This is a genomic window from Mucilaginibacter sp. (assembly GCF_036568825.1).
GTDB lineage: Bacteria > Bacteroidota > Bacteroidia > Sphingobacteriales > Sphingobacteriaceae > Mucilaginibacter.
Map to the genome: position 1 here is coordinate 1 of NZ_DATCRU010000018.1, position 19,865 is coordinate 19,865.

Annotated in this window: 22 protein-coding genes and 4 tRNA genes; 9 read left to right on the forward strand and 17 right to left on the reverse strand. The window is 43.0% G+C overall.

Annotated features, from left to right (window positions below; all coding sequences use genetic code 11):
• Positions 1-138: 138 nt before the first annotated feature.
• From VIM89_RS03840 to VIM89_RS03870, 7 genes are all read right to left on the reverse strand, one after another.
• On the reverse strand, positions 139-864 hold the full coding sequence (locus tag VIM89_RS03840) for a phosphonate C-P lyase system protein PhnL (protein WP_488154811.1): 726 nt from the start codon (positions 862-864) through the stop codon (positions 139-141).
• Positions 865-874: 10 nt separating this feature from the next.
• A complete protein-coding gene (locus VIM89_RS03845; protein WP_488154812.1) occupies positions 875-1,723 on the reverse strand; it encodes an ATP-binding cassette domain-containing protein in 849 nt (282 codons plus the stop codon).
• Entirely contained in the window at positions 1,710-2,618 is a 909-nt protein-coding gene (locus VIM89_RS03850) for an alpha-D-ribose 1-methylphosphonate 5-phosphate C-P-lyase PhnJ (RefSeq protein ID WP_488154813.1), read from the reverse strand. The genes VIM89_RS03845 and VIM89_RS03850 overlap by 14 nt, the downstream gene beginning before the upstream one ends.
• 19 nt (positions 2,619-2,637) lie before the next feature.
• Positions 2,638-3,765 (reverse strand): carbon-phosphorus lyase complex subunit PhnI, encoded by a 1,128-nt coding sequence (locus VIM89_RS03855; protein WP_488154814.1) that lies wholly within the window; start codon positions 3,763-3,765, stop codon positions 2,638-2,640.
• A gap of 18 nt (positions 3,766-3,783) precedes the next feature.
• On the reverse strand, positions 3,784-4,389 hold the full coding sequence (gene phnH, locus VIM89_RS03860) for a phosphonate C-P lyase system protein PhnH (RefSeq protein WP_488154815.1): 606 nt from the start codon (positions 4,387-4,389) through the stop codon (positions 3,784-3,786).
• Between the two features lies 1 nt (position 4,390).
• Positions 4,391-4,810, reverse strand: coding sequence for a phosphonate C-P lyase system protein PhnG (locus tag VIM89_RS03865; RefSeq protein ID WP_488154816.1), 420 nt, complete (start codon positions 4,808-4,810; stop codon positions 4,391-4,393).
• 112 nt (positions 4,811-4,922) lie between these two features.
• Entirely contained in the window at positions 4,923-5,636 is a 714-nt protein-coding gene (locus tag VIM89_RS03870) for a response regulator (RefSeq protein WP_488154817.1), read from the reverse strand.
• Positions 5,637-5,906: 270 nt separating this feature from the next.
• Here VIM89_RS03870 and VIM89_RS03875 point away from each other — a divergent pair, with 270 nt between their 5' ends.
• Genes VIM89_RS03875 through phnN form a run of 3 tightly spaced genes read left to right on the forward strand, consistent with a single transcriptional unit; the run spans position 5,907 to position 8,064 of the window.
• The gene (locus VIM89_RS03875; RefSeq protein WP_488154818.1) at positions 5,907-6,701 is read left to right on the forward strand and encodes an endonuclease/exonuclease/phosphatase family protein; all 795 of its coding nucleotides are present in this window, start codon (positions 5,907-5,909) and stop codon (positions 6,699-6,701) included.
• On the forward strand, positions 6,701-7,501 hold the full coding sequence (locus tag VIM89_RS03880; RefSeq protein WP_488154819.1) for a bifunctional hydroxymethylpyrimidine kinase/phosphomethylpyrimidine kinase: 801 nt from the start codon (positions 6,701-6,703) through the stop codon (positions 7,499-7,501). The genes VIM89_RS03875 and VIM89_RS03880 overlap by 1 nt, the downstream gene beginning before the upstream one ends.
• The gene (gene phnN / locus VIM89_RS03885) at positions 7,498-8,064 is read left to right on the forward strand and encodes a phosphonate metabolism protein/1,5-bisphosphokinase (PRPP-forming) PhnN (RefSeq protein WP_488154820.1); all 567 of its coding nucleotides are present in this window, start codon (positions 7,498-7,500) and stop codon (positions 8,062-8,064) included. The genes VIM89_RS03880 and phnN overlap by 4 nt, the downstream gene beginning before the upstream one ends.
• Here the strand turns inward: phnN and VIM89_RS03890 are convergent.
• Positions 8,059-8,499, reverse strand: a complete 441-nt coding sequence (locus VIM89_RS03890) for an N-acetyltransferase family protein (RefSeq protein WP_488154821.1) — start codon at positions 8,497-8,499, stop codon at positions 8,059-8,061. The two genes, phnN and VIM89_RS03890, sit on opposite strands and share 6 nt — an antisense overlap.
• 4 nt (positions 8,500-8,503) lie before the next feature.
• Complete coding sequence (locus tag VIM89_RS03895; protein ID WP_488154822.1) at positions 8,504-9,301, reverse strand: class I SAM-dependent methyltransferase; 798 nt, start codon at positions 9,299-9,301, stop codon at positions 8,504-8,506.
• Between the two features lie 253 nt (positions 9,302-9,554).
• On the opposite strand from VIM89_RS03895, the gene VIM89_RS03900 reads away from it, so the two are divergent.
• Complete coding sequence (locus tag VIM89_RS03900) at positions 9,555-10,343, forward strand: hypothetical protein (RefSeq protein ID WP_488154823.1); 789 nt, start codon at positions 9,555-9,557, stop codon at positions 10,341-10,343.
• A 495-nt stretch (positions 10,344-10,838) separates the two neighbouring features.
• On the opposite strand, the gene VIM89_RS03905 is transcribed toward VIM89_RS03900, so the two are convergent.
• From VIM89_RS03905 to VIM89_RS03925, 5 genes are all read right to left on the reverse strand, one after another.
• A complete protein-coding gene (locus VIM89_RS03905) occupies positions 10,839-11,909 on the reverse strand; it encodes a DNA polymerase beta superfamily protein (protein ID WP_488154824.1) in 1,071 nt (356 codons plus the stop codon).
• Entirely contained in the window at positions 11,906-12,661 is a 756-nt protein-coding gene (locus tag VIM89_RS03910; RefSeq protein ID WP_488154825.1) for a nucleotidyltransferase domain-containing protein, read from the reverse strand. The genes VIM89_RS03905 and VIM89_RS03910 overlap by 4 nt, the downstream gene beginning before the upstream one ends.
• A gap of 189 nt (positions 12,662-12,850) precedes the next feature.
• Positions 12,851-12,931, reverse strand: a tRNA-Leu gene (locus tag VIM89_RS03915).
• A gap of 170 nt (positions 12,932-13,101) precedes the next feature.
• A tRNA-OTHER gene (locus VIM89_RS03920) sits at positions 13,102-13,223 on the reverse strand.
• A 375-nt stretch (positions 13,224-13,598) separates the two neighbouring features.
• Positions 13,599-15,179, reverse strand: a complete 1,581-nt coding sequence (locus VIM89_RS03925) for a TROVE domain-containing protein (protein ID WP_488154826.1) — start codon at positions 15,177-15,179, stop codon at positions 13,599-13,601.
• A 105-nt stretch (positions 15,180-15,284) separates the two neighbouring features.
• Here VIM89_RS03925 and VIM89_RS03930 point away from each other — a divergent pair, with 105 nt between their 5' ends.
• The 4 genes from VIM89_RS03930 (at position 15,285) to VIM89_RS03945 (ending at position 16,591) form a co-directional block, all read left to right on the forward strand.
• Positions 15,285-15,635, forward strand: a complete 351-nt coding sequence (locus VIM89_RS03930; RefSeq protein WP_488154827.1) for a hypothetical protein — start codon at positions 15,285-15,287, stop codon at positions 15,633-15,635.
• Between the two features lie 365 nt (positions 15,636-16,000).
• The gene (locus VIM89_RS03935) at positions 16,001-16,249 is read left to right on the forward strand and encodes a hypothetical protein (protein WP_488154828.1); all 249 of its coding nucleotides are present in this window, start codon (positions 16,001-16,003) and stop codon (positions 16,247-16,249) included.
• A gap of 193 nt (positions 16,250-16,442) precedes the next feature.
• Positions 16,443-16,515: transfer RNA gene (locus tag VIM89_RS03940), tRNA-Pro, on the forward strand.
• A 3-nt stretch (positions 16,516-16,518) separates the two neighbouring features.
• A tRNA-Ile gene (locus tag VIM89_RS03945) sits at positions 16,519-16,591 on the forward strand.
• A 247-nt stretch (positions 16,592-16,838) separates the two neighbouring features.
• Here the strand turns inward: VIM89_RS03945 and VIM89_RS03950 are convergent.
• Positions 16,839-17,360, reverse strand: coding sequence for an REP-associated tyrosine transposase (locus VIM89_RS03950; protein WP_488154829.1), 522 nt, complete (start codon positions 17,358-17,360; stop codon positions 16,839-16,841).
• A gap of 244 nt (positions 17,361-17,604) precedes the next feature.
• On the opposite strand from VIM89_RS03950, the gene VIM89_RS03955 reads away from it, so the two are divergent.
• Positions 17,605-18,369, forward strand: a complete 765-nt coding sequence (locus VIM89_RS03955; RefSeq protein WP_488154830.1) for a hypothetical protein — start codon at positions 17,605-17,607, stop codon at positions 18,367-18,369.
• On the opposite strand, the gene VIM89_RS03960 is transcribed toward VIM89_RS03955, so the two are convergent.
• Together VIM89_RS03960 and VIM89_RS03965 are read right to left on the reverse strand one after the other, a co-directional pair.
• Positions 18,366-19,172 (reverse strand): TIGR02391 family protein, encoded by an 807-nt coding sequence (locus tag VIM89_RS03960; RefSeq protein WP_488154831.1) that lies wholly within the window; start codon positions 19,170-19,172, stop codon positions 18,366-18,368. The two genes, VIM89_RS03955 and VIM89_RS03960, sit on opposite strands and share 4 nt — an antisense overlap.
• 1 nt (position 19,173) lies before the next feature.
• On the reverse strand, positions 19,174-19,821 hold the full coding sequence (locus tag VIM89_RS03965; RefSeq protein ID WP_488154832.1) for a DUF4145 domain-containing protein: 648 nt from the start codon (positions 19,819-19,821) through the stop codon (positions 19,174-19,176).
• Positions 19,822-19,865: the final 44 nt, after the last annotated feature.

A 19,865-nucleotide genomic window follows, 5' to 3' on the forward strand; every position in this document is an offset into this window, starting at 1 on the left:
CGGTTACATCATCCCGTTCTTCAGCATCAATGCCGATGGCGGTTATCATACCGTTCTCCGCCAGTACCGATGTGTTTTCGAGTACTTCGGTCGGTGTAACTACGGTCGCGTTTTTAATGATCAGCGGCTTCATTCGGTTTAGTTTATATTAATTTCTTCTTGTTCAATTGTTGAAATGCTGCCTAATTGCAGGTGCAGCCTCCTGTCTACCAGGCGCTCAAGGGTATATTCATCATGCGAGATGCACAGCACCGATGTACCATTCTTTTTAAGGGAAAGGATCAGGTCGATCACTACATCTTTTGTGCGCGGGTCGAGCGAGGCGGTAGGTTCGTCTATCAACAAAAAACGCGGCTCAGCAATAATTGCCCGCGCCACGTTGATCCTTTGTTGTTCGCCCCCGCTGAAAGTAACCGGGAATGCATCCCATAATTCCGATGGCAGGCCAAGCTTCTCCAGCATCTGCTTTGCTTTAGTTCTAACCGCTTCTTTATCTTTTTCTGTACGGAACAAGAACTCGCTCACTACATCCACAGCAGGTACACGCGGTATTACGCTCAGGAACTGTGAACAATAGGTGATCTCTGATTTACGTAAAGCGATGATCTCGTGATCGTTTGCCTTAACCAGATCGATTGGGCCATTCTTAGAGTTGTAAATGATCTGTCCCGAGCTGGCCAGGTAGGTACGGTATATGCATTTCATCAGGCTTGATTTACCTGAGCCTGATTTGCCTGTAAGCCCTATAATTTCGCCTTCTTTAACATTAAAACTGATGCTTTTGAGTGCCTCTATTTCTTTATCCCTCAGGATGTGGAGGTTAAAAACTTTGCTCAGTTCGTTTACTTCCAAAATATTGTTCATACCGTACGATTTATAATAGTGAGCTTACCAGTAATTGTGAATATTCGTGTTGCGGATCCTGCAGTATCTGGTCGGTTAACCCGCTTTCCACTATCCGGCCATTTTTCATGACGATGGTGCGATCAGTAAGCATGCGGATCACCGAAAGGTCATGCGAAACGACGATCATAGCGATGCCCAGGTTGTTTTGCAGTTCGCGGATCAGGTCCAGTACTTTAGCCTGTACCGATACGTCAAGCCCGGTGGTTACCTCATCCAAAAAAAGCAAAGGCGGATTATTAGCGATGGCTTTTGATATCTGTACCCTTTGCTGCATGCCGCCGCTAAATGTTCCTGGGCGGTCGTCCATGCGCTGTACAGGCACTTCGGTTTTATTCAACAGATCCGATGCCCTTTCACGGATATTGCCCACGTGCATCTGGCCGGCCATGATCAGTTTCTCGGCAATATTTCCACCCGATGAAAAACCGAAATTCAGGCCATCCCGCGGGTTCTGGTAAACCATCCCCATCAGGTTATTGCGGATGTAGCGTTTACGCTGGTTCGATTCTTCTAAAATGTTTACCTCACCACTTTGGTAAGGTGCCAGCCATGCTTCGCCAAAGGTTTTTTCCAGGTCGAAGTACAACATTTTCACTACAGTACTTTTGCCCGAACCGCTTTCACCTACTATACCCAGCACTTCGCCCGGGTACAGGTCAAAGCTGATGTCGGCGCAGGCTACAATGCTTTCGGTTTCAGGGCATATGTTGCTCCCAAAAGCCGGGCCCGTAAGTTCAAGTGTCCTTTCGTTTGGTTCGCCATATATCTTAGTCAGGTTGTTCACGCGGAGCAACCAGTTGTTATCATTCCTGGTCATAAGCTTCAAGCTGGTCGATGTATTTATTACTGTATTGATGCGTTTCCTCTTTAGCGTCTACCTTGTCCAGGAAATTGCTGTCGCTGATCACATATTTGCGCGAGCTATCATCTGCATAAAGCTCGTCAAGGAAGGCTTTTTTGTAGCCGGTTTTGTAGCACTGCGCTTCGCTAAAGTCTTCGATCTCAAAATTCACGTCCTCAAACTCAAGCGGTTCCACATCGGTATAGGGCGGTACGGCATACAGGCGTTTTTCGCGACCCGCGCCGAACAGGAACAGCGTTTTAGCCTGGTGCAGGTTAGGCGTATCCCAGCGTGGTATCGGTGATGGCGACATGATATAGCGGCCGTTAACCATTACCGGGTAACCGGCACCCTGCATGATAGCGCCATAGCGTACATAGGATTCGTAAAGCGATACCCACATTTTAGAGTAATCAGCTTCGGCGTGCATTTGCAGCGTTTTGCTCTCGTAACGTTCCACCATGCGCAGCGGCTCAGGCAGGGGCACCTGGAAAACGATAATTTGATTTTCTTTTAGTTCTTCTTCTGTAATGCGGTGGCGCGTCTGGATCAAAGTAGCCTCAGCGGTATCGAAGGTGGTTTTGCAGCCGGTCATAGAATTCACAAACTCGCGCAGGTTGCAGGCATTTACGCTGGCATCGCTGCCCTGGTCGATGATCTTGAAAATATCATCTCTGCCGATAACGGATAGCGTAACGTGCAAACCTCCTGTACCCCAGCCACGTGAAATAGGCATTTCGGGCGAAGAGTAAGGCACCTGGTGGCCCGGTAGGGCCACAGCCTTCAGCAGTTTGCGCCTGATCTCCTTTTTGGTTGATTCGTCGATAAAGGCGAAGTTGTATTTATTGACGTATTTGATATTTTCGACCATTTTCTTCTTTCTGATTTTATTAAACCAATGACAATTGTTTCCAGGCATCAGCCTCCAGCTGTGCTTTTTTATTGCGTTCAACCGCGGCGCGCGTATTGCTCAATGCCGATTGGAAGGTAACGTAGTGTGGCAATTTAAGGTGATTAGTAAAACCCATAGCCTCAACGCCTTCTGTATGATATAACACAAATTCCTGGTCGTTAGCGGGAGCGCCTAATTCAGGGCGGCGCATGGCACTGTCCAATGTGCTCATACAGATCACCTTGGTTTCGTTATGACCAAAGCATAAACCGTAACCTATAGTAAAGTATGGCGGCTCTTTTTTCTTGGTTGATTTGCTGCCGGTGATCATTTCGCACTCAGTAGCCTCAACTTTGCCAATGTAACGAACCCTGCCGGTAGCATCTTTAACTCTAACCGGGACCGTACCGTATCTTAATTCACCCACGGTAGGGTGAACGCTGCCAAATCCGCGCTGGCTGCTATAACCTAAAGCCATAAGGCCCCCGGTTTCTGCACGCGACATCATTTGCAACCTTGCCGAACGTGGTGCCGGGAATTTGATCGCCTCACGGGTGATATCAGCCAACCTGCGGTCTTCCGACGGATCAACCGGCTTCAGCAAGCCCTCATTTTTTAATATGTCGATCACTTTACCAAAGCTTTTTACACCCTCCAGTTTTTCAGGATCGATCTTGGCATCCAGGAAATCTAAAAATGCCTGGATATCTGTATTGTTTTCGGTGGCTTTTGCGGTATCAAGTGTGCGCTGGGTATAATCACGGGTTGGACCAAGTATTTGGCCACCCGGTATCTCGCGGAATGACGAGGAGATTTTCCTCTTCACGAACATCTCGCGTGTATTGATCGTTTCCGAATAAAAATTGCGCTGCAAGGTGGTGCGGAAGGCTCTTAAAACGAAGGCCGCTTCAAACACATCGCCCTCGCATTGCTTTAAAGCGATCGCCGCATATTCGGGCGCGTATATACCGCCTTCGCCCATGATCTTATCGATGGCCAGGCGCATTTGTGCGCGTATCTGTTTGATGTCTATCGGTTCGGTATTCCCGTTAACCCGGTAAAACTCGGCCAGCTCGCTGGCGTTGTGTATGGCTTCGGTGCCGCCTTTTACTGCTACGTATCCCATAAATTTCTATTTATCTGATCAGTCTTTTGTGAAACTGAACTTATTACTTCTCGGAATGCATAAAACCTGGTCCTGCCTGTCGGTGATGATGAGATCAAGGCCAAGCGGATATTCTGAATTCTGTTCTTGTATATATTCAAACAGGCGCTCGTCAACCCCGGCAACAAAAACTTCAGCCTCGCCATTCACACCAGGGCCTTTTAATGTGAGGCGTATAGCGCCTTCAATAGACTCAGTGCTTACTTCTTCAGCAGCAGCGACTATGGTTGCGCTGTCTTCAGGATATTTAGGTGTGCCTATTCTTGCTCTGTCAAGATCGGTGCTATAGTAGTTCTCAGGCAGGAAAATATAATCAGCATCTTCTATCTCAGCTTTTTGTGAACCTGTGTTTACCAGGAAATAAAGCACCGTATCGTCTCCGGTCTGACCGGCAGCAAAACAAGTCACATCAGCATTTAGCAAGGCAAAGCCTGTCAGCGCAGACGCCTGGTTTAAGCCCTCGGGAGGAAATATCTCACCTGACTCCAGTTTGTTGATCTTTCCCGGGCGTGCCATGCTATCCAGCAACAGCCTGAAGTGGTGCTGTGCGTCAAATACGGTATCGTAATTCAGTTCGGTTTGCATATTATTCCTGTTCCATCAATTTAAAGTCGACCCTGGTGCGCATTACCTGGTTATATTCCAGTTCCTGTGCTTTGGCAATCAGTGCGGCCTGTTCATTCAAAAAATCTTCTACTTCTTTCAGATTGGTATCTGATAATTGGGTAATGGCATCGATAAATGCGATACAATAGCACCTTACCGGTTCATCGCCGAGGCAAATACCATAACCGCGCTGACCGTTAACCACCACTTCGCATTCTGAAGTGAGCGCTTCGCCCAAATAAAATTCCTGGAATTCGACCGAGTCTTCGGCCTGTATCATCGTCATGCAAATGGATGGCGCTTTGGCGATGGTGATATCGAAGTTGCCCTCGATAGATGCGACAAATTGCTCGAGTGGTTCGAGTTCACATTCGCATAATATATAGTCCTGTTGCTCCATAACCAGTGTGTTTTGACAAAAGTAGACGGCAATTATTTGCCGTTAATTAGTGAAAAGATATTGTTTTGTTAGGCCTTTGTTAGTTTGGGGCGCTAACTCCGTGTTTAGAAAATTATACTAACAATCGTTGATTAAAGCGGTAGCCGACAGACCGCACCGTCTCCACCACGTCCTTAAATGTGTCCAGCTTTTTGCGCAACCCGGCCACTTGTACATCTACCGAGCGCTCTGTGGCAAAATATTGCGAACCATTGATCCGCTCGATGATCTGGTTGCGGGAGAAAACCTTGCCGGGCTGCTTCATCAATAGTTCGAGCAACTTGAATTCACCGATGGTAAGCTCGAGTGTAATATCACTTAATGATACCTTATAACTAACCAGGTTCACCTTCAACGGGCCAAATTCCAGCACATCGGGTGTGGCCTTATTGATGCGCTCCGAATCGTCTGCACTTTTACGTCTTAATATTTTTTTGACCCGGCTAAGCAACTCCCTGATACGGATCGGTTTGCACATATAATCCTCGGCGCCCACTTCTAAGGCAGTTACGGTATCGATCTCGTCATTCTTACCGGTCAGCATTACCAAAGGAATGTTTTGGGTGGATTGACTCATCTTTAAATTCTTACAGAACTCCAAACCATCCATCTCGGGCAGCATCCAGTCGGTGATCACGAGGTCGGTGTTATCCACGTTGACATATTTGAGCGCATCGACGGCGTTAAAAAATGGCTTTACATCATACCCCTCGTTTACCAGGGCATGTTTCAGTATGTCCAGGGTTTCGTAGTGGTCGTCTATCACAACAAGGCGATGTCTCCTCATAGCAGGCTTATTTTACCATACGATACTAGTAAACCCGTTTGAAGTAAATTTTAGTCGAATATTAATTACGGATGATTAAAAAGCGGTTTTGTGTTAAATTGATATTAAATCAACCAAAACCTAACAAAACGCTAATTGATGACTAATAATTACAATTAAACCTGTTCAGTATTTGTAAACAAAATGACAGTAAAGCGCCCTTATCAAGATTAACAGAAATCTAATTTTTTACTAATAGAACCTGAATGATGATTAAGCAAATTCGCAATAGTGGTTTTACAAGAAGAAATAAAGATCGTAACGATCAATACCTGGAAATGCGACGGTGAATACCGCAAGCGCATGACGGTATTGGCTAAACAGCTGGCAGCACTAAAACCGCATATTATTGCCTGCCAGGAATGTTTTGTAAATCGGGAAGTTAACACACTGAATTTCCTGGCAAAAAGTTTAAACATGTACAGCTGTTACCTGCCGGGACGACGGAAAGATAGGTATTTTGAAGGGAAGATGACCGACAGCGAATCGGGTTTAGGAGTTCTGTCTGTATATCCTGTTGCTCAAACCGGTTTCATCATTTTGCCGGCTGTGCCGGAAGATAATGACCGAAAAGCTCAACAGGTGGAAATAAGCCTGCCATCAGAAACCAAGATCGCGCTCACAAATGTCCACTTAACTCATCTCAGCGAACCAGGATTGCGTCATGCTCAGGCTGAATCGCTTGCGACTGTCGTCTCAGCCGACAAGTCTAGCCCATATCATCTTATCTGCGGCGATTTTAATGCGCTTATTAATTCACCAGAGCTCGAAACATTCAGGGAGCTTTCGGGCGCGATAGATTGTTACGAAGAAGGTAAAGGAGTTAAGCCGAGATACAGCCTGCTTGACCCTTTTAAGCAGGACCGGAAAATTTGTGTCGATCATATTTTAAGTATGCCGCTGCAGGGTAAAGATTCTTATCCCGAATTTATAAATTCGGGTATTGTTTTGGATAAGGAAGATCCTGCGACCAAATTATATGGCAGCGATCATTTCGGCATTTGTACATCATTGGTGATAAAGTAATGAAACAACCACACGTATTGGCAATAGGCAGTTTTGCGGTTCACGGTGTTGCCAGCCTGAAAGCATTTACCACCATATTGGGCGAAAAAATATTACCTGTACCAAGCATCATGCTCAATGGGCTGACCAACATGTCGCTGGTCAAAAAATTTGACACCCCTTTCAGGGAATTACTTGAAGGGACATTGGAACTTGCCGCTAATAGAAACCTTGAGCTGATCATTTACACAGGCTACCTGGGCAAGGCTGAGCAGGCTGATATCATCATTGAAATGGTAGAAAATTATCGCAGCCTGGTAAAACTAATGATAACCGACCCGGTGTGTGGCGATCACGGCCGTATTTATGTGCCTCAGGATGTTATAGAAAAATGGCCGCAATTGATCAGCATATCGGATATCGTTTTTCCTAACCTGACTGAACTACGGCTCCTTACCGGTAATCGCCCGGATGCAGATGGCGAAGTTGAAACCTGGGCTGAGAAATTTAAACAATTATATCCCAATGCACAATTAGTAGTTACCAGTATAAAGACCGGGGAAAACGCTATTGGTCTGCGATCATTCGGAGCGGAGCCCTATAACTATTCGCACATGGCTCTTTCGAGAAGCTATGGGGGATCAGGCGACGTGTTCCTGGCCTGGTTTATACTATACCATTTTTATAAGCAATATTCTTTTAACGAGGCATTAAAGATGGCCGCCGATCAGGTCTATAGAATCATAGAAAATTCGATCGCTATAGGATCTGATGATTTAATACTGGAAGACGCAACAAAATCAATTGAAACCAATATATGAGCAAGTTATTTTACGTTATCGGCGCATCAGGCGTGGGAAAGGACACATTGATGAATTATGCCCGCAAAAAGATCAATGGCACGAAACCGGTAGTGTTTGCGCATCGCTATATTACAAGGGCTCCGGGAGATGGCAGTGAGAATCATGTTTCTTTAAGCCACGAGGAGTTTAAGTCGAGGTTCGAGGGTGGTGCATTTGCTCTTTATTGGGAGAGTCACGGTAATTATTATGGCATTGGCACCGAAATAAACAGCTGGATGCAAAAGGGATTTAATGTTGTTGTGAATGGTTCGCGCCAATACCTGGATACGGCACGGTTACTTTACCCTGATATGGTGGTGGTTTTGGTAGAAGCCAGCCCTGAGATCATCAATCAGCGCCTGCAATCGCGCGGACGTGAAAACGAGGAAGAAATAAAAAGCAGGATAAAGCGGACCTCCGAGATCACTGCCGATCTTTGTGATTGCACCCGGGTACAAAATGACGGAGCGATAGAAGAAGCAGGTGATGAATTGGTCAGCATCATCACCAATGTGAAAGTAAGCAGTCACCAGGAATTATAGCTGTTTATAAAACCCGGACGATCTGATCACATAACCCATTTTCTGGTAAAAAACATGTGCGGCTTCCCGTGCAGGCCGGTTGCCGCTGCCCAGCACAGAGGCATTAAGTCCATGGCTGATGCCCCATTGCTCACACGCTTTAAGCAACGCCTGCCCGATACCCTGCCTTCTGCCTGATTCCTTTACAACAAAAGCCAGTATGCGCAGGTATTCTCCATTATATTCATAATAAAGCCCTTTCATCAATCCGGCTAAACCGACAATTTCATTATCAACAAGCGCAAGCAGCGTGTGGTAATCGGGATGAGCAACGATAGTTTCAAACCGTATCTTCATTTCCCTGGCCGAAGTAGGATAGCCCAGCTGGGTCATCAGCAAAGCCATATCTGCAATGTCTTCCGGTCGTGCGTCCCTGATCTGTATATTTTCGTTCATAAGTTTATGTAGTCTTGTTGGCGGCGATGAATAAGTAATCACCGCCTTCGTTAGCATAACGGGCTTTCACCTTAAGGAACTCCCCGGAGTCTATATCTTTTCGTAGTTCAGCCAGGCCTTGCGCTACTTCCTTTAAATTGGCCAGGGCCGAAAATGACGAGATGCCTTTACGTACATCAGGGTCAAAATAAAGTTCCGGATCATGTTTACCTGAATATAAAAAGTGGTCCTGCAAATCAGGGGCAATAAAATACTTTTCTGTAATGCTGATTTCAAAACCTGCTTTAGTTAAAGTGCTGGCAACAACTTCAAACGAAGGCATCTGCATGATCGATCTTCCCAGCATCCGGGGGAAATAATGATTTAGCCAATATCCGTGCATCTGATCAGGCGTTGCAGTAAAGATGACCAGACGGGCCAGCGGCTTTAAAACCCGGTTAATCTCATTAAAAGCTCCGGCCAGATCTGTCCAGTGATGAATAGTTAAGGTAGCTATTGCACCATCGAAAATAGTGTTGGAGACAGATATGCTTTCGGCTGCGCCAATGATCCAATGAACATTACTTTCATTCAGCCGGGCAATTCCCAGCATTTCTTCAGATGGCTCAAGACCGTAAAAATTAAGTCTTTTGCCGGCCAGCGCAGTTGTATAATTGCCTGTTCCGCAGCCAATATCAAGATACAGTCCGTTTGCTTGCGGCGATAATAAAGCATACAGCCTTTCTACCAGGTATGGATCGGCCCGCCTTGTAGAATTATATCCTTTCCCAATATCATCATACAAAATATGACTCCCGCTCATAATTGCTCAATTGTCTTACCCTTGAAGTTGAACTGATTAGTTTAGCTAAACTGACCATAGTTTATTAGTGATTAACCAAGTTATTGTTAAACTTTAGTTAATTCATAGAATATTTTGCAGGTTGTGGATTTGATAAGCGAAAAGTTTTGAATGAAGGCTCATAACTTTATTCTTGTTTCTTTATGGAAAGATGGCTTACGCTGCATCTTTGGATAAAATCAATCATTTTATACCCGAACTTAAAACCCGGATCATGTCTAACCAAAACCTTAAACCCCTGCAGTTTTTATTGCCTGTTTTTTTAATTTTCACCACAACCATAAGCTTTGGCCAGATCAGAACAAGTCTGATGGGAGGCTCGGGTATAGCGCAACTGGAAACCTATCTGTCTAAAAAAGAATTACTAGAGGAAGTAAAGGATAGCCTGGAAGTAATGAAAAAACGGGCATTAGTATCGAATAATGAAGCGCTCCAGGTGCGCTGCCTATATGATCTGATGCGCATACGCGATATGCGGACTGAAGACTCATTGTATTTCAGGAACAGCGCCTTTATGGATACGATCCTGCGGGATCAAAAGTCCTCAGCTAAAATGAAAGCGCTGATCTATATTTTACAGGCGCAGAGGCTATTCGGCTTCAATCACAAATACCTGAGATTTAATGCCGCTGCATACCGGATTAAAAATTCATTTAGCAATTATGGCGCCCTTAGTCCCACCCAGCGCGATAGTTTAATGTACAACGATCTGGATGCTGCACTAAAACTTGATCCGTTTCAGGGCGATGTGAGTAGTCTTTTATGGTTATCATCAAACCCGGATGTCTTCTTATTCACGCCAAAATTCGGGGATATTATATTTTCTGAACGCATAAATCTGACACCCAGAAAGTATGATGACTATTATAATGAGACCAAACAAATGATTATTTGGGCGTCATTGCCTTCATCCGGTTTTAGAAGGATATTGGATAGTCTTGCTTTAGCGCCTGGGGAAAAAGAGATTTTCAGATCCTACCTCCTTTTGTCCGATCGAAAGTAATACATTCTCGTTTTTACGGACACTGCTTAATGCAGAAAGCATAGGTTGATTAAAATCCACATTCGTTGTGCCGCTTTCTAAAAATTCACCGTCGTGTCCTTCGCCTAAAATATCTACGCATGCATATACCCCAGCACAGTGCGAAAATCCCTCAAATCTGATTTTTTCATTTCCGGCAGTAACAATAGGATCTTTTAACAGAGCAAGCTGAAAAGGAGACAAGTTAAAACTGGACTGCACAACATTCGAAAGAGTAAGGAGACACCGCGCCGTTGTATAGGGGTCAGTTAGGCGGCCCCAAAAAAAGCATGGCGCATTTTTCTTTTGTACTTCGCTATATTTCGCCAAAATAATTCGTCCGAAGAATCAGACTTGTTTAAAGCAGAGGATTTGTTGTATTGATAGGTGATGGTATCCGACATTGTGATAAAGGAATAAGCGCATTAACTCAACTAAAATAGGAAGAAGTTTAGTTAATTACATAATATACAGCATTCAAATTTTATAAAGCCTTTCGCGTATCTGCACCAAAATACTTTCTGCTAGTTGAGGGTTAGGTTTGTCAGGCAAAGCAGACTTTTCATAGGCTATTTTTACTTGCACCATTTTTTCTTCTACTATCTGCATTAACTCGTCAAACTCAAATTCGCCGTTTCGTATCCGGAGTAAGAATTGACGATCGTTACGTCTAACCATTACCTGACGGTGCAATGCAATTTCTTCGGCCATGTTCAATAGCCGGAATGTATGCATCATGTTTTTGGCATCGTAGCTTTTGCCCTGCGACAATGTGCTTTGATAACGCAACTCGTTACGTTTCTCTTCCCATTCGCGGTATTCCCTATATTCTTTGCAGTAAACGGAATAGCCATCTTTATTAAAGTTCAGAACAGCTATCGAATCTAGGTCTTGGGGTATCGGACTGAGTTGTACATCATCAGCTTCAGGTCCGGAAGCAATCCCTCTGAAGTATGCGCCGCCGCTTAGTTGCTTTTGATGATAAACCAGGTAGGTACCACGAAAGTGGTCAACGCCTGTTAATCCGCACTCTTCCTGTTTATAATTATTCCCCTTCAGCCATTCGGCGAGTGATACACTGCCATTATTATGGATAACATAGCAAAAGTCCAATACCGATTTGCGTTCGGCGTCCAACGGTTTATTGATCTTTTTATTCAGGCCGCGTGCTTTCTTTATCTGTGTCTGCGCATAACCAGCAAAGGTATCCAGGCAAAGCTTCGACAAAAAATCTTCCGGCCTGATCATATCCATTACGGGGTGGCGAAAAAGGACGAATTCCTTGGGCGTCGCCAACAGCTCAAGAATATTGGGATTGTTCTTTGTCAATAATTCCAGGAAACGGCCTATTTCAAAATACACCTCATCGTTGGATGTATTAGCGATCTGATCTTGCCTATTAAAACCATAAAGCTGACCCCGAGGCATGATGAACACGCCTTTCTTATCTACATCCGAACCTTTAACATTCAAATTATAAGCTGTGCTGCCGCTAATACAATCCAACAAGATCAGCTCTTTTTGATTTTTCAGTTGTTCAAAAGTCATGGCAGCAAGTATTTTCTAAAAAAGGCATCCAACTCTAAAGTATCTTTCCTCGTCGATGGGAGCGCGGATACCTGGTCCTTACAATAATCAAGCGTTTCGGCTAACCAATGGTTGAGTGCAGTTATTGGTTCGATCAAAGCTTTTTCGTCTGCATCTTTTTTCCGATCCAACAAATTGTCTATGAGCTTTTGCACCACAAGATCAGATATCAAAATCCGCAATGGTTCAAATTCCATCGGTGGTACTGTTTGCTTCTCAACAATCCAAAGACAAGCCAATGCTGGTCGCAACGCATAAAAATAGCGTTTGAGTTTTACTTGGTCGCCTTGCAAATCGTCCCGCAGCGTGTTCGTCGCCATAGACAAATAGTGATTAGTCGCAGACCGTTGTGTAAAATAAACAGGGATCAAACCGCGTAATTCCTTAGCGAAATTGGCGTCCTCCCTATAAACAATAGGAGATTGCAGCCACTCATACAAAGGTGCATTTGATTTCAAAAATAGCTTAAGTGACTTTTTTAAATCCCAACCGCCGATGTCGAGCACCTCGTTTACCGGCAAACCAACAACATCGGTCGTTTCAACTATACTCAGATACTGACCCAATTCTCGGGCATAAATAAACCGAACGTCAAAGTCACTATCGGGAGAGGCAAAACCCCATGCCCGGCTGCCTGATTCGCATGCATATAAGATCTTTATATTCTCTGCCTGCTCCAGTTCAAGCAGCTTTTGCAGTATAGTTTCTTTCATCGTAAATTATATAAGGGTACAAAATATAAATGAAAGAGCTATGGTCAGTGAGTGTCTTTCAGGATTCGAACCTGCCCGCTTACGCGGTTTCACCAGCGAAGTATCACACACTTACGGCATCTTTCATTAGGTCTTTAAAAAAGGGCAAAAAGCAATCGGTGTTTTTTAACTGAGCTACTATGCAAAATAAATTGCCGGGTGGATTTGAACCACCGTCCTTCCCGATATCATCGGGACGCTCTAACCGAAGTATCACCGGTTTACGGCACCTTTTTAGGTTTAGGTATTATATGAAAAGAAGAGCTACAGGCGGCAAACGACTATGTATTCAAACGTGACAGGTTTCGAAGTAACGCTTGCCTGACGGCATCTACTTAATCTTAAGGGCGATGGTCAATATGCGCTTTTTACTGCTCTACCAACTGAGCTACAATGGATCGCTCCAAAGACCGGGATCGAACCGGCGACACGAAGTAGCGCATATTTACGGCACCTTAATATTTTAAAAAGGGTAAAAAGCAACAAGTGACCAACCTGCTCTAACCAACTGAGCTACTTTAGTTTTCACTAAAGGCCGGACTTGAACCGGCGACCTGGGAGTTAAAAGCTCGAAGTAACACTTGTTTACGACACCTTTTTATTTTCAATTTCTTTCAAAAGAAGGGCAAAAAGCAATAAGTCATTCGTACCGCACGTAGCATATAGCCCGACAACGGTTCCTGGTCGAAGTAAAACTTATTTACGGCACCTTCTTTTTTGTTTTATAAGGAGCAACAGACGAACGCGGGCCGGGGGAACGCTTAGGGACTCGAACCCTCAGCATAGCTTTCGCCACGCTGACCACCCCCTCAATGGCGCGAAGTATCCCGTTTCTACGGCATCCTTATATTTTAATTTCTTTTTAAAAGTATGGGGCGTTAGCTTCCCCATACCTGTTTTATAACTCTATCTGATTGATAGCATCTAAAGCGGAGCCCCCGTTCTCTAAGGCAGCTAACACCTCGAAAACTTTATCGCTCCAGCCGGCTATCAGGTACACGCCATTACGCAATATTTGCAATGGCGCTTGTCCGTATCCTTTCAGATCGAACAGGTATAATTTGGCCTCTGGTGCAACCTGTTGCTTGTAGCGCAGCCATAACGGATGGATATGATCTGCTGTATTAGCTGAGTTCCACAACTGGCAGTCAGTAAACAGCATTACTTTATCCATTTTTACCCTGCGGGATAATATATCCTTGATAACCAGGAAGCCATTGGTAGAATAACCCACCTCGCCCTCGCGGCGATAAAACTCCTGCACGTTACCTAATATATTTCCGCGTGGCACCGCTATGGTTTTCCAGGTATCACCAAACATACCTATTTCCACATTTTTGCAGCGCGACTGCAACAACATAGCCAGCATCAAACCAACGTCATACAACAACACTTTCGACTTTGCCGAAACAGGTGTCTGCATCGATCCCGATACGTCGCATGCCAGCAATATGCGGGTATTGTAATCAAACCCTTTTATATTGGCTGCGCTTGCCTGTACCGCTTTTTCCAAAGCGTCCAGTAACTCGCCGGTGTAGCCTTTATTGCTGCCTTGTACCAAAGCGGTTAGCTTTTTGAGCATGCTTTGTGCAGGCACCTTAGTGACCGGGTTTATTAATTCGCGGTAAGCCGCCAAATAACGGAACGGAAATTGTTTGGCTTTGGCCACCTGTGCGGGATCAGCTAATACAGCACACACCTTTTCGAAGTGCGCGTAGCTTACGCCTGCTTCCTGTATGTTACGCAGGTTACGCAGCAAAGCCATGTATCCTAGTTTACCGCTATCTATCAATTCTTCCCACTTGGCACGAAAGGCCAAAGCTTTCGCCTCATCACTATCGAAATTAAGCTGACCTAATGCCGATAGCTCAGTTTCCCAGGTGTAAGGTGTTTCCAGCGTATTGCTCACAATTTTGTTGAACAGTACCTGCTGCAATTCGTCCTTTGCCTTAGGGTGAACCAGGAACAAGGCATCGCGCAATTTAATAGCACCGTCGCGGTTGTACTTGGCAAACTGGTACTCGTCGAAACGGTTGAACGCAGTCGACAAACCTTTCTGCAATTGCTTGCTCAAGCGGTTTAGTTTTTTAGTGGCGGTACGCTTGTTCATCAGCTCATAGCAGGCCAGTAACTCGGTTATCTCATCAGCACGACCGATGACGTTATCGGTAACCCGGGCGACCAGATCGTCGCCCGAGTGCAGCTTGGCCAATTCCGTAACCAGCACCAGCGGTACCGAACGCATATACATTTTAGTACGCGCATATACAGCCAGCTTACCCACAAATGCCGGGTTGCATTTGGCAATCAGTCCGCGCAAACGGCTCATACGTTCTTCGTTCTTTTCGTAGAACGAATCATTCAAGCTCCAGGTAACCACTGCGGCATACAGTTCCATTTCAGAACTGATTGCAAAGGCTTTTGCGCCTTCGTAGTTACTTACCTGTGTTTTAGCCTTGTTGAGTAAATTAAATTTCATTGGGAACCTCCCTTTTTTGTTTTGTTGAAACAAAGATTAGAGGCTACTGCGCAGTGTATTTGCGCAGATGAAAAATATTTGAAAATATTTTAGATATTTAAAAAAATGAAGCCCCTTAACCAGAATACAGCAAACTATATCATTACTTATTTCGGCGAATTGATGACGCCTCAGGAACGAGCAGCTCTAAAGCATCAACATTCATTAATCAAACTGGAAGGTGATGAGAATGAGCGGCGGACCAAACTTTATTACAAGCAAGGTTGGTTAAGCAATAACGTTGAAGTGCTGAAACTATTGAGTGCAGGTCCTGATGAGTTTCTTGTAAAATGCGCTGAACGCATCTTGAAAGAACATCCTGGTAAGGTATATTTGAATTTGTGCCCGAAGTGCAATCAACTGGCGCGAACGCCTTACGCAAAACAATGCAGGTATTGTGGGCATGACTGGCATTGAATTATTTTCAATTATTCCGGAAAAATCGCATCTTTGTTCCAATTCCACTGGAATGAAAACTTCGCTTAGCTGCATATAATCCCTTTGCACACTGCCTGAACAAGGCGGAACAGAATCCATTTGTTAAATTTTTCTGATGATCTACAGGCTTTGGCCTATGTATTTGTGCATCTCAAATAGGGTATATCCGCCTGCGCGGATGAATTTTTCAATCAATAAAATTTTATGAAAAATTTATGCAGAAGTCCCCATGGACACACAATTATTACCGTACCGGCTGAAGTCGGCGCGAAGAAAAAGACGGTTAGTAAAAGAGGACCGTGATAAACAACTGATCCGGATGCAAAAGGAATACGACAGGCTAAATGATATACAGTCAGCATTACCTTGCGGTATTGCCACGTATTATTGACAAAGTAAAGCTGCAGGATAATGACCTGGAACAACAGTTAGCGTTTATTGATGACAAATTGTATGGAATGCCTAATTGGATGCGGCTGACAAAGATTACGGGCGGCAAGTATAAAAACTGGTATTCAAAATCTTTTCCCGAAAAATTGAAATATGCAAATCCATTAAAAAATCGGCCGAAATGGAATTGGGAGGAGATTTAAATTTTTTTAAGAAAAATCTTGATTTTATAAAATAATGTGTATCATTGTGCCATGAAAACAACAACAATACAAAGCTGTATACCCCAACTGATTTATCAGAGAGGATAGGCTATGTATTGACTTGACATATCAAAAAACACTTGAATCCTCTTAGTTAGCTCTAAGGGGATTTTTTGTTTTCAGGCGATTTTACAGGGTAGTATATCAATTGGCAGATTACCACATTTGGGATGTGGAGGCTCCCGGTTCGAGTCCGGGTTACCCTACTCGGAAATATAGCTCAATGGTGAGAGCAGCACCCTTATACGGTGCCGGTTGCAGGTTCGAGTCCAGCTATTTCCACAAATTTGGTCAGGTGCCCGAGTGGTAAGGGAGCGGTCATGCGGGAGAGCTTATTTTTTACAGCAAAGAAATTTGGCTGTACTGCTCAATTTGTTTTTTCAATCTGTTGATGGATTGGGTAGGGAAATCTATGTTTTAATTAAAGATATATCTTTAATAAAATTCTTCATCGTTACCGTAAGCGCCCCCCACGCCCGTTCAAGTGTCCACACTTGAACGCAACAAGTTGTGAGCGTCCACGCTCACGTCAATAGATTATTTTTAATGGACTTTCAGGATTCGCACTACTATACCTATATTCATGCGCCGAGCCTACAAAACCTGCCCGAACTGGATTTTCATGAATATAGTCAATTTTCTGATCGACTACTGCCGGGCTGTACAGTAAAACAGGATAATTACCGTTTTGCCAAAGCTGGTGATGCACATTTAACGGATTATATTTTCCTGCTTTCTCAAACGCTTTTACCATCCAGTCACGCCTGCTTTCCTGGCTATTGCCGGCGATCATTTCAAAAAGCCTTTTAGATGTATACGTTTTAAAATGCCCCAGCACATCGCCAAGTGACCCATCGGTTACATTTGCCACCATGTGAATGTGGTTTGTCATGATCACATAAGCATAAATATTAAGTTTCTTATTCTTCTGACAAAAGGCAAGGTTTTCTACAACGAAATCGCTGTATAGTCTGCGTGTAAATACATCTATCCAATCGGTTACTGTTAATGTGACAAAGTATAGTTCGTCTGTTGAAGCACTTCTCGACATGGAACTAATGTATAGATTTAGCCGAAGCAGTCAAAGTGTGTTTACCCGTAAGCGTGGACGCTTACAACTTTGTATGTTCAAGTGTGGACACTTGAACAGGCGGGATTTTACCAAAAATAACTTCTCTCACACGTTGTCGCCGCAACCTGAACTTGACCACAAGCGGGGACGCTTGCGGGAGCGGGCTTTTAAACACAGTTACTTTAACTCCCTTAAAACTTATATTTTTGCATAAATTTTCCTAATGAAAACAATAATTGATGGGGCCAAACAGTTGCTAATTGAATCTATTGAAATGATCGACTCTGCCGCTAATGATGTAATCATTGTTGGGGGGTGGGGGCCTTACATCAGACACCAAGATATTCATCCCGGAACAAAAGATGTTGATTTACTTTTTCCAACATTTTATAGTAAAGAAGACATAGCCAAAATACTTGAAAAATTTTTAGAAAATGGATTCTTTTTGAGTGCTAAACATGATTTCCAATTATGTCGTTGCTATAAAATTGGTAACAGAAGTTACATTTATAATGTTGACTTATTACATCCAGTATTCGGGAAGATCAATAAAGTTGATTTTGTGGAAATTATGGATTTAGACATCTCCGTGGACGGCATTAAAGTAAAAAAAATAAATACAATAAACATTCAATACGGAGATGTAATGTACGATCAAAAGTTGTACGAGGAATGCGAATTTCAAGGGAAAAAATTTAATGTTTTGGACGCATCTGGTATAATTATCTCTAAAATAGATTCCTGTAATAATCGAAAAAGAGAGCGTGATATTTTTGATATTTATTTATCACTTCAAGAGAAGGATGTAGTCGAAAAACTAAAATACCTAGTAAAGCTTAATTCTTCATTGGGTGATGCTTTCGATAAACACACATTAAACTTTGACAAGAATTGGGATTTCTATACAGAAGCGATAAAAAAATTTGATAATGAACGTGACATCGATAGAAATTTACTATCGATGAGTTTTTTAAACACATTCGATTAAATAGCCTTATCTAGTTTTTTGTGGACAAGAGATATAATACACATAATATCAAGAGCCTCTTCCTCGTCAATTACAAAATGTATTTTAGGAGTATGCGCTGTCGGGTTACGGATCAAACCAAATAGGCCTTTAATAATATTTGCAAGTCCTAAATGTTCATTACGGTGAGTATCATTCTCTAATAAATTAATTCTAATCAAAGGATTGGCAGTTGAAAAAGCAACATCGACCAAAGCTGTACCATCAGCATAAAGTCCGGTGGTACTCCTTATCCTAGAGGCTATACTTTTAACAGCTTCAAATATTGAGTGAAAATAATTCTCAACTAGTAATTCAGCTTTGCAATATTTTATTATTTCAGGATGAACATTACGAAGCTCAAGTTTATACTTATAATGGCTTGCTCTTTGCTGGGCTTCATCTAATGTCCTTGCTTTATTAATTTTTCTGAATCTAGCTTCTTTTGTTAATTCAACTCCAATAAAAGATAAACATTTATTCAATTCATTAAGTCTAAAATGAAACAATTCATCTTTACCTAAATATCTTGAGGGCTGCATAGAGTAAGATAGAAAATTGAGAATTTGATTTGAACATTGATTTCGATTTTGATAATGAACAAAAGCGTTATATAAACGTTTCCACTTGGTCATTTCCGGATCTGTGTCTTTAATACCGCAATCGCCTAATATTTTCCTTATTTCAGTTCCTGTTAGTCCCTCCGATGTAGCTGCAATTGTTTGACAAATGCTTTCAAGGTGATAGGGAGGTATAATAGGGTGTTTAGTTACTTCTGAGGGCATCTTATTTGATCTTTTTAACCTTAATTTCCTTTAATTTTTCTTCTGCTAGAGTGGCGAGATATGGAGCACTATATACATATTCTAAAATAGCGTTGCATAAGGTACTTAGAATTGGCACTTCTTTTTCGGTCAATTCACCAATTCCGGCATGGGCTCCAATATTCCCAAAGTCCTTTATCCCCATAGCAACTTTGACAAGCTTTTCAGGTATTTCATTTTTGGTGGCAAGCTCTTTTAGCATATTTGATAGACTATTGCCTTTGGCATTTCTATCTATACATATCATTTCCAATAAACGCCTTATTAGTGTTGCGTAAGCGTTAACGTCAATAGATTTGACTTTCTCGGCTGCCCTTAATGCAGTTGAAATCTTGTCTGGTAATCCAATAGGGTTATTAGATGATTGTGGATATATAAACTTATAAGGGAAATTGCCATCTTCCTCGAATGCTTCATGCCAAGAGTAGCTTGCCACAGTAATCTTATTGCACTTTGGGGCAGGGCATTTTAAAATATCATATTTTGTACCATAGGAATAACCAGGGCCGTGTTCCTCTTCTTCAAACTGAAGATCATCTACTGTACCTAGAATTTCCATTTTTGAAATATTACCACAATGTCTACATTCAATTGTTTCTGATAAGTTCATTTTCTTTATTTTAATTTAATAATTATATTTTGCCTATGGGTGGT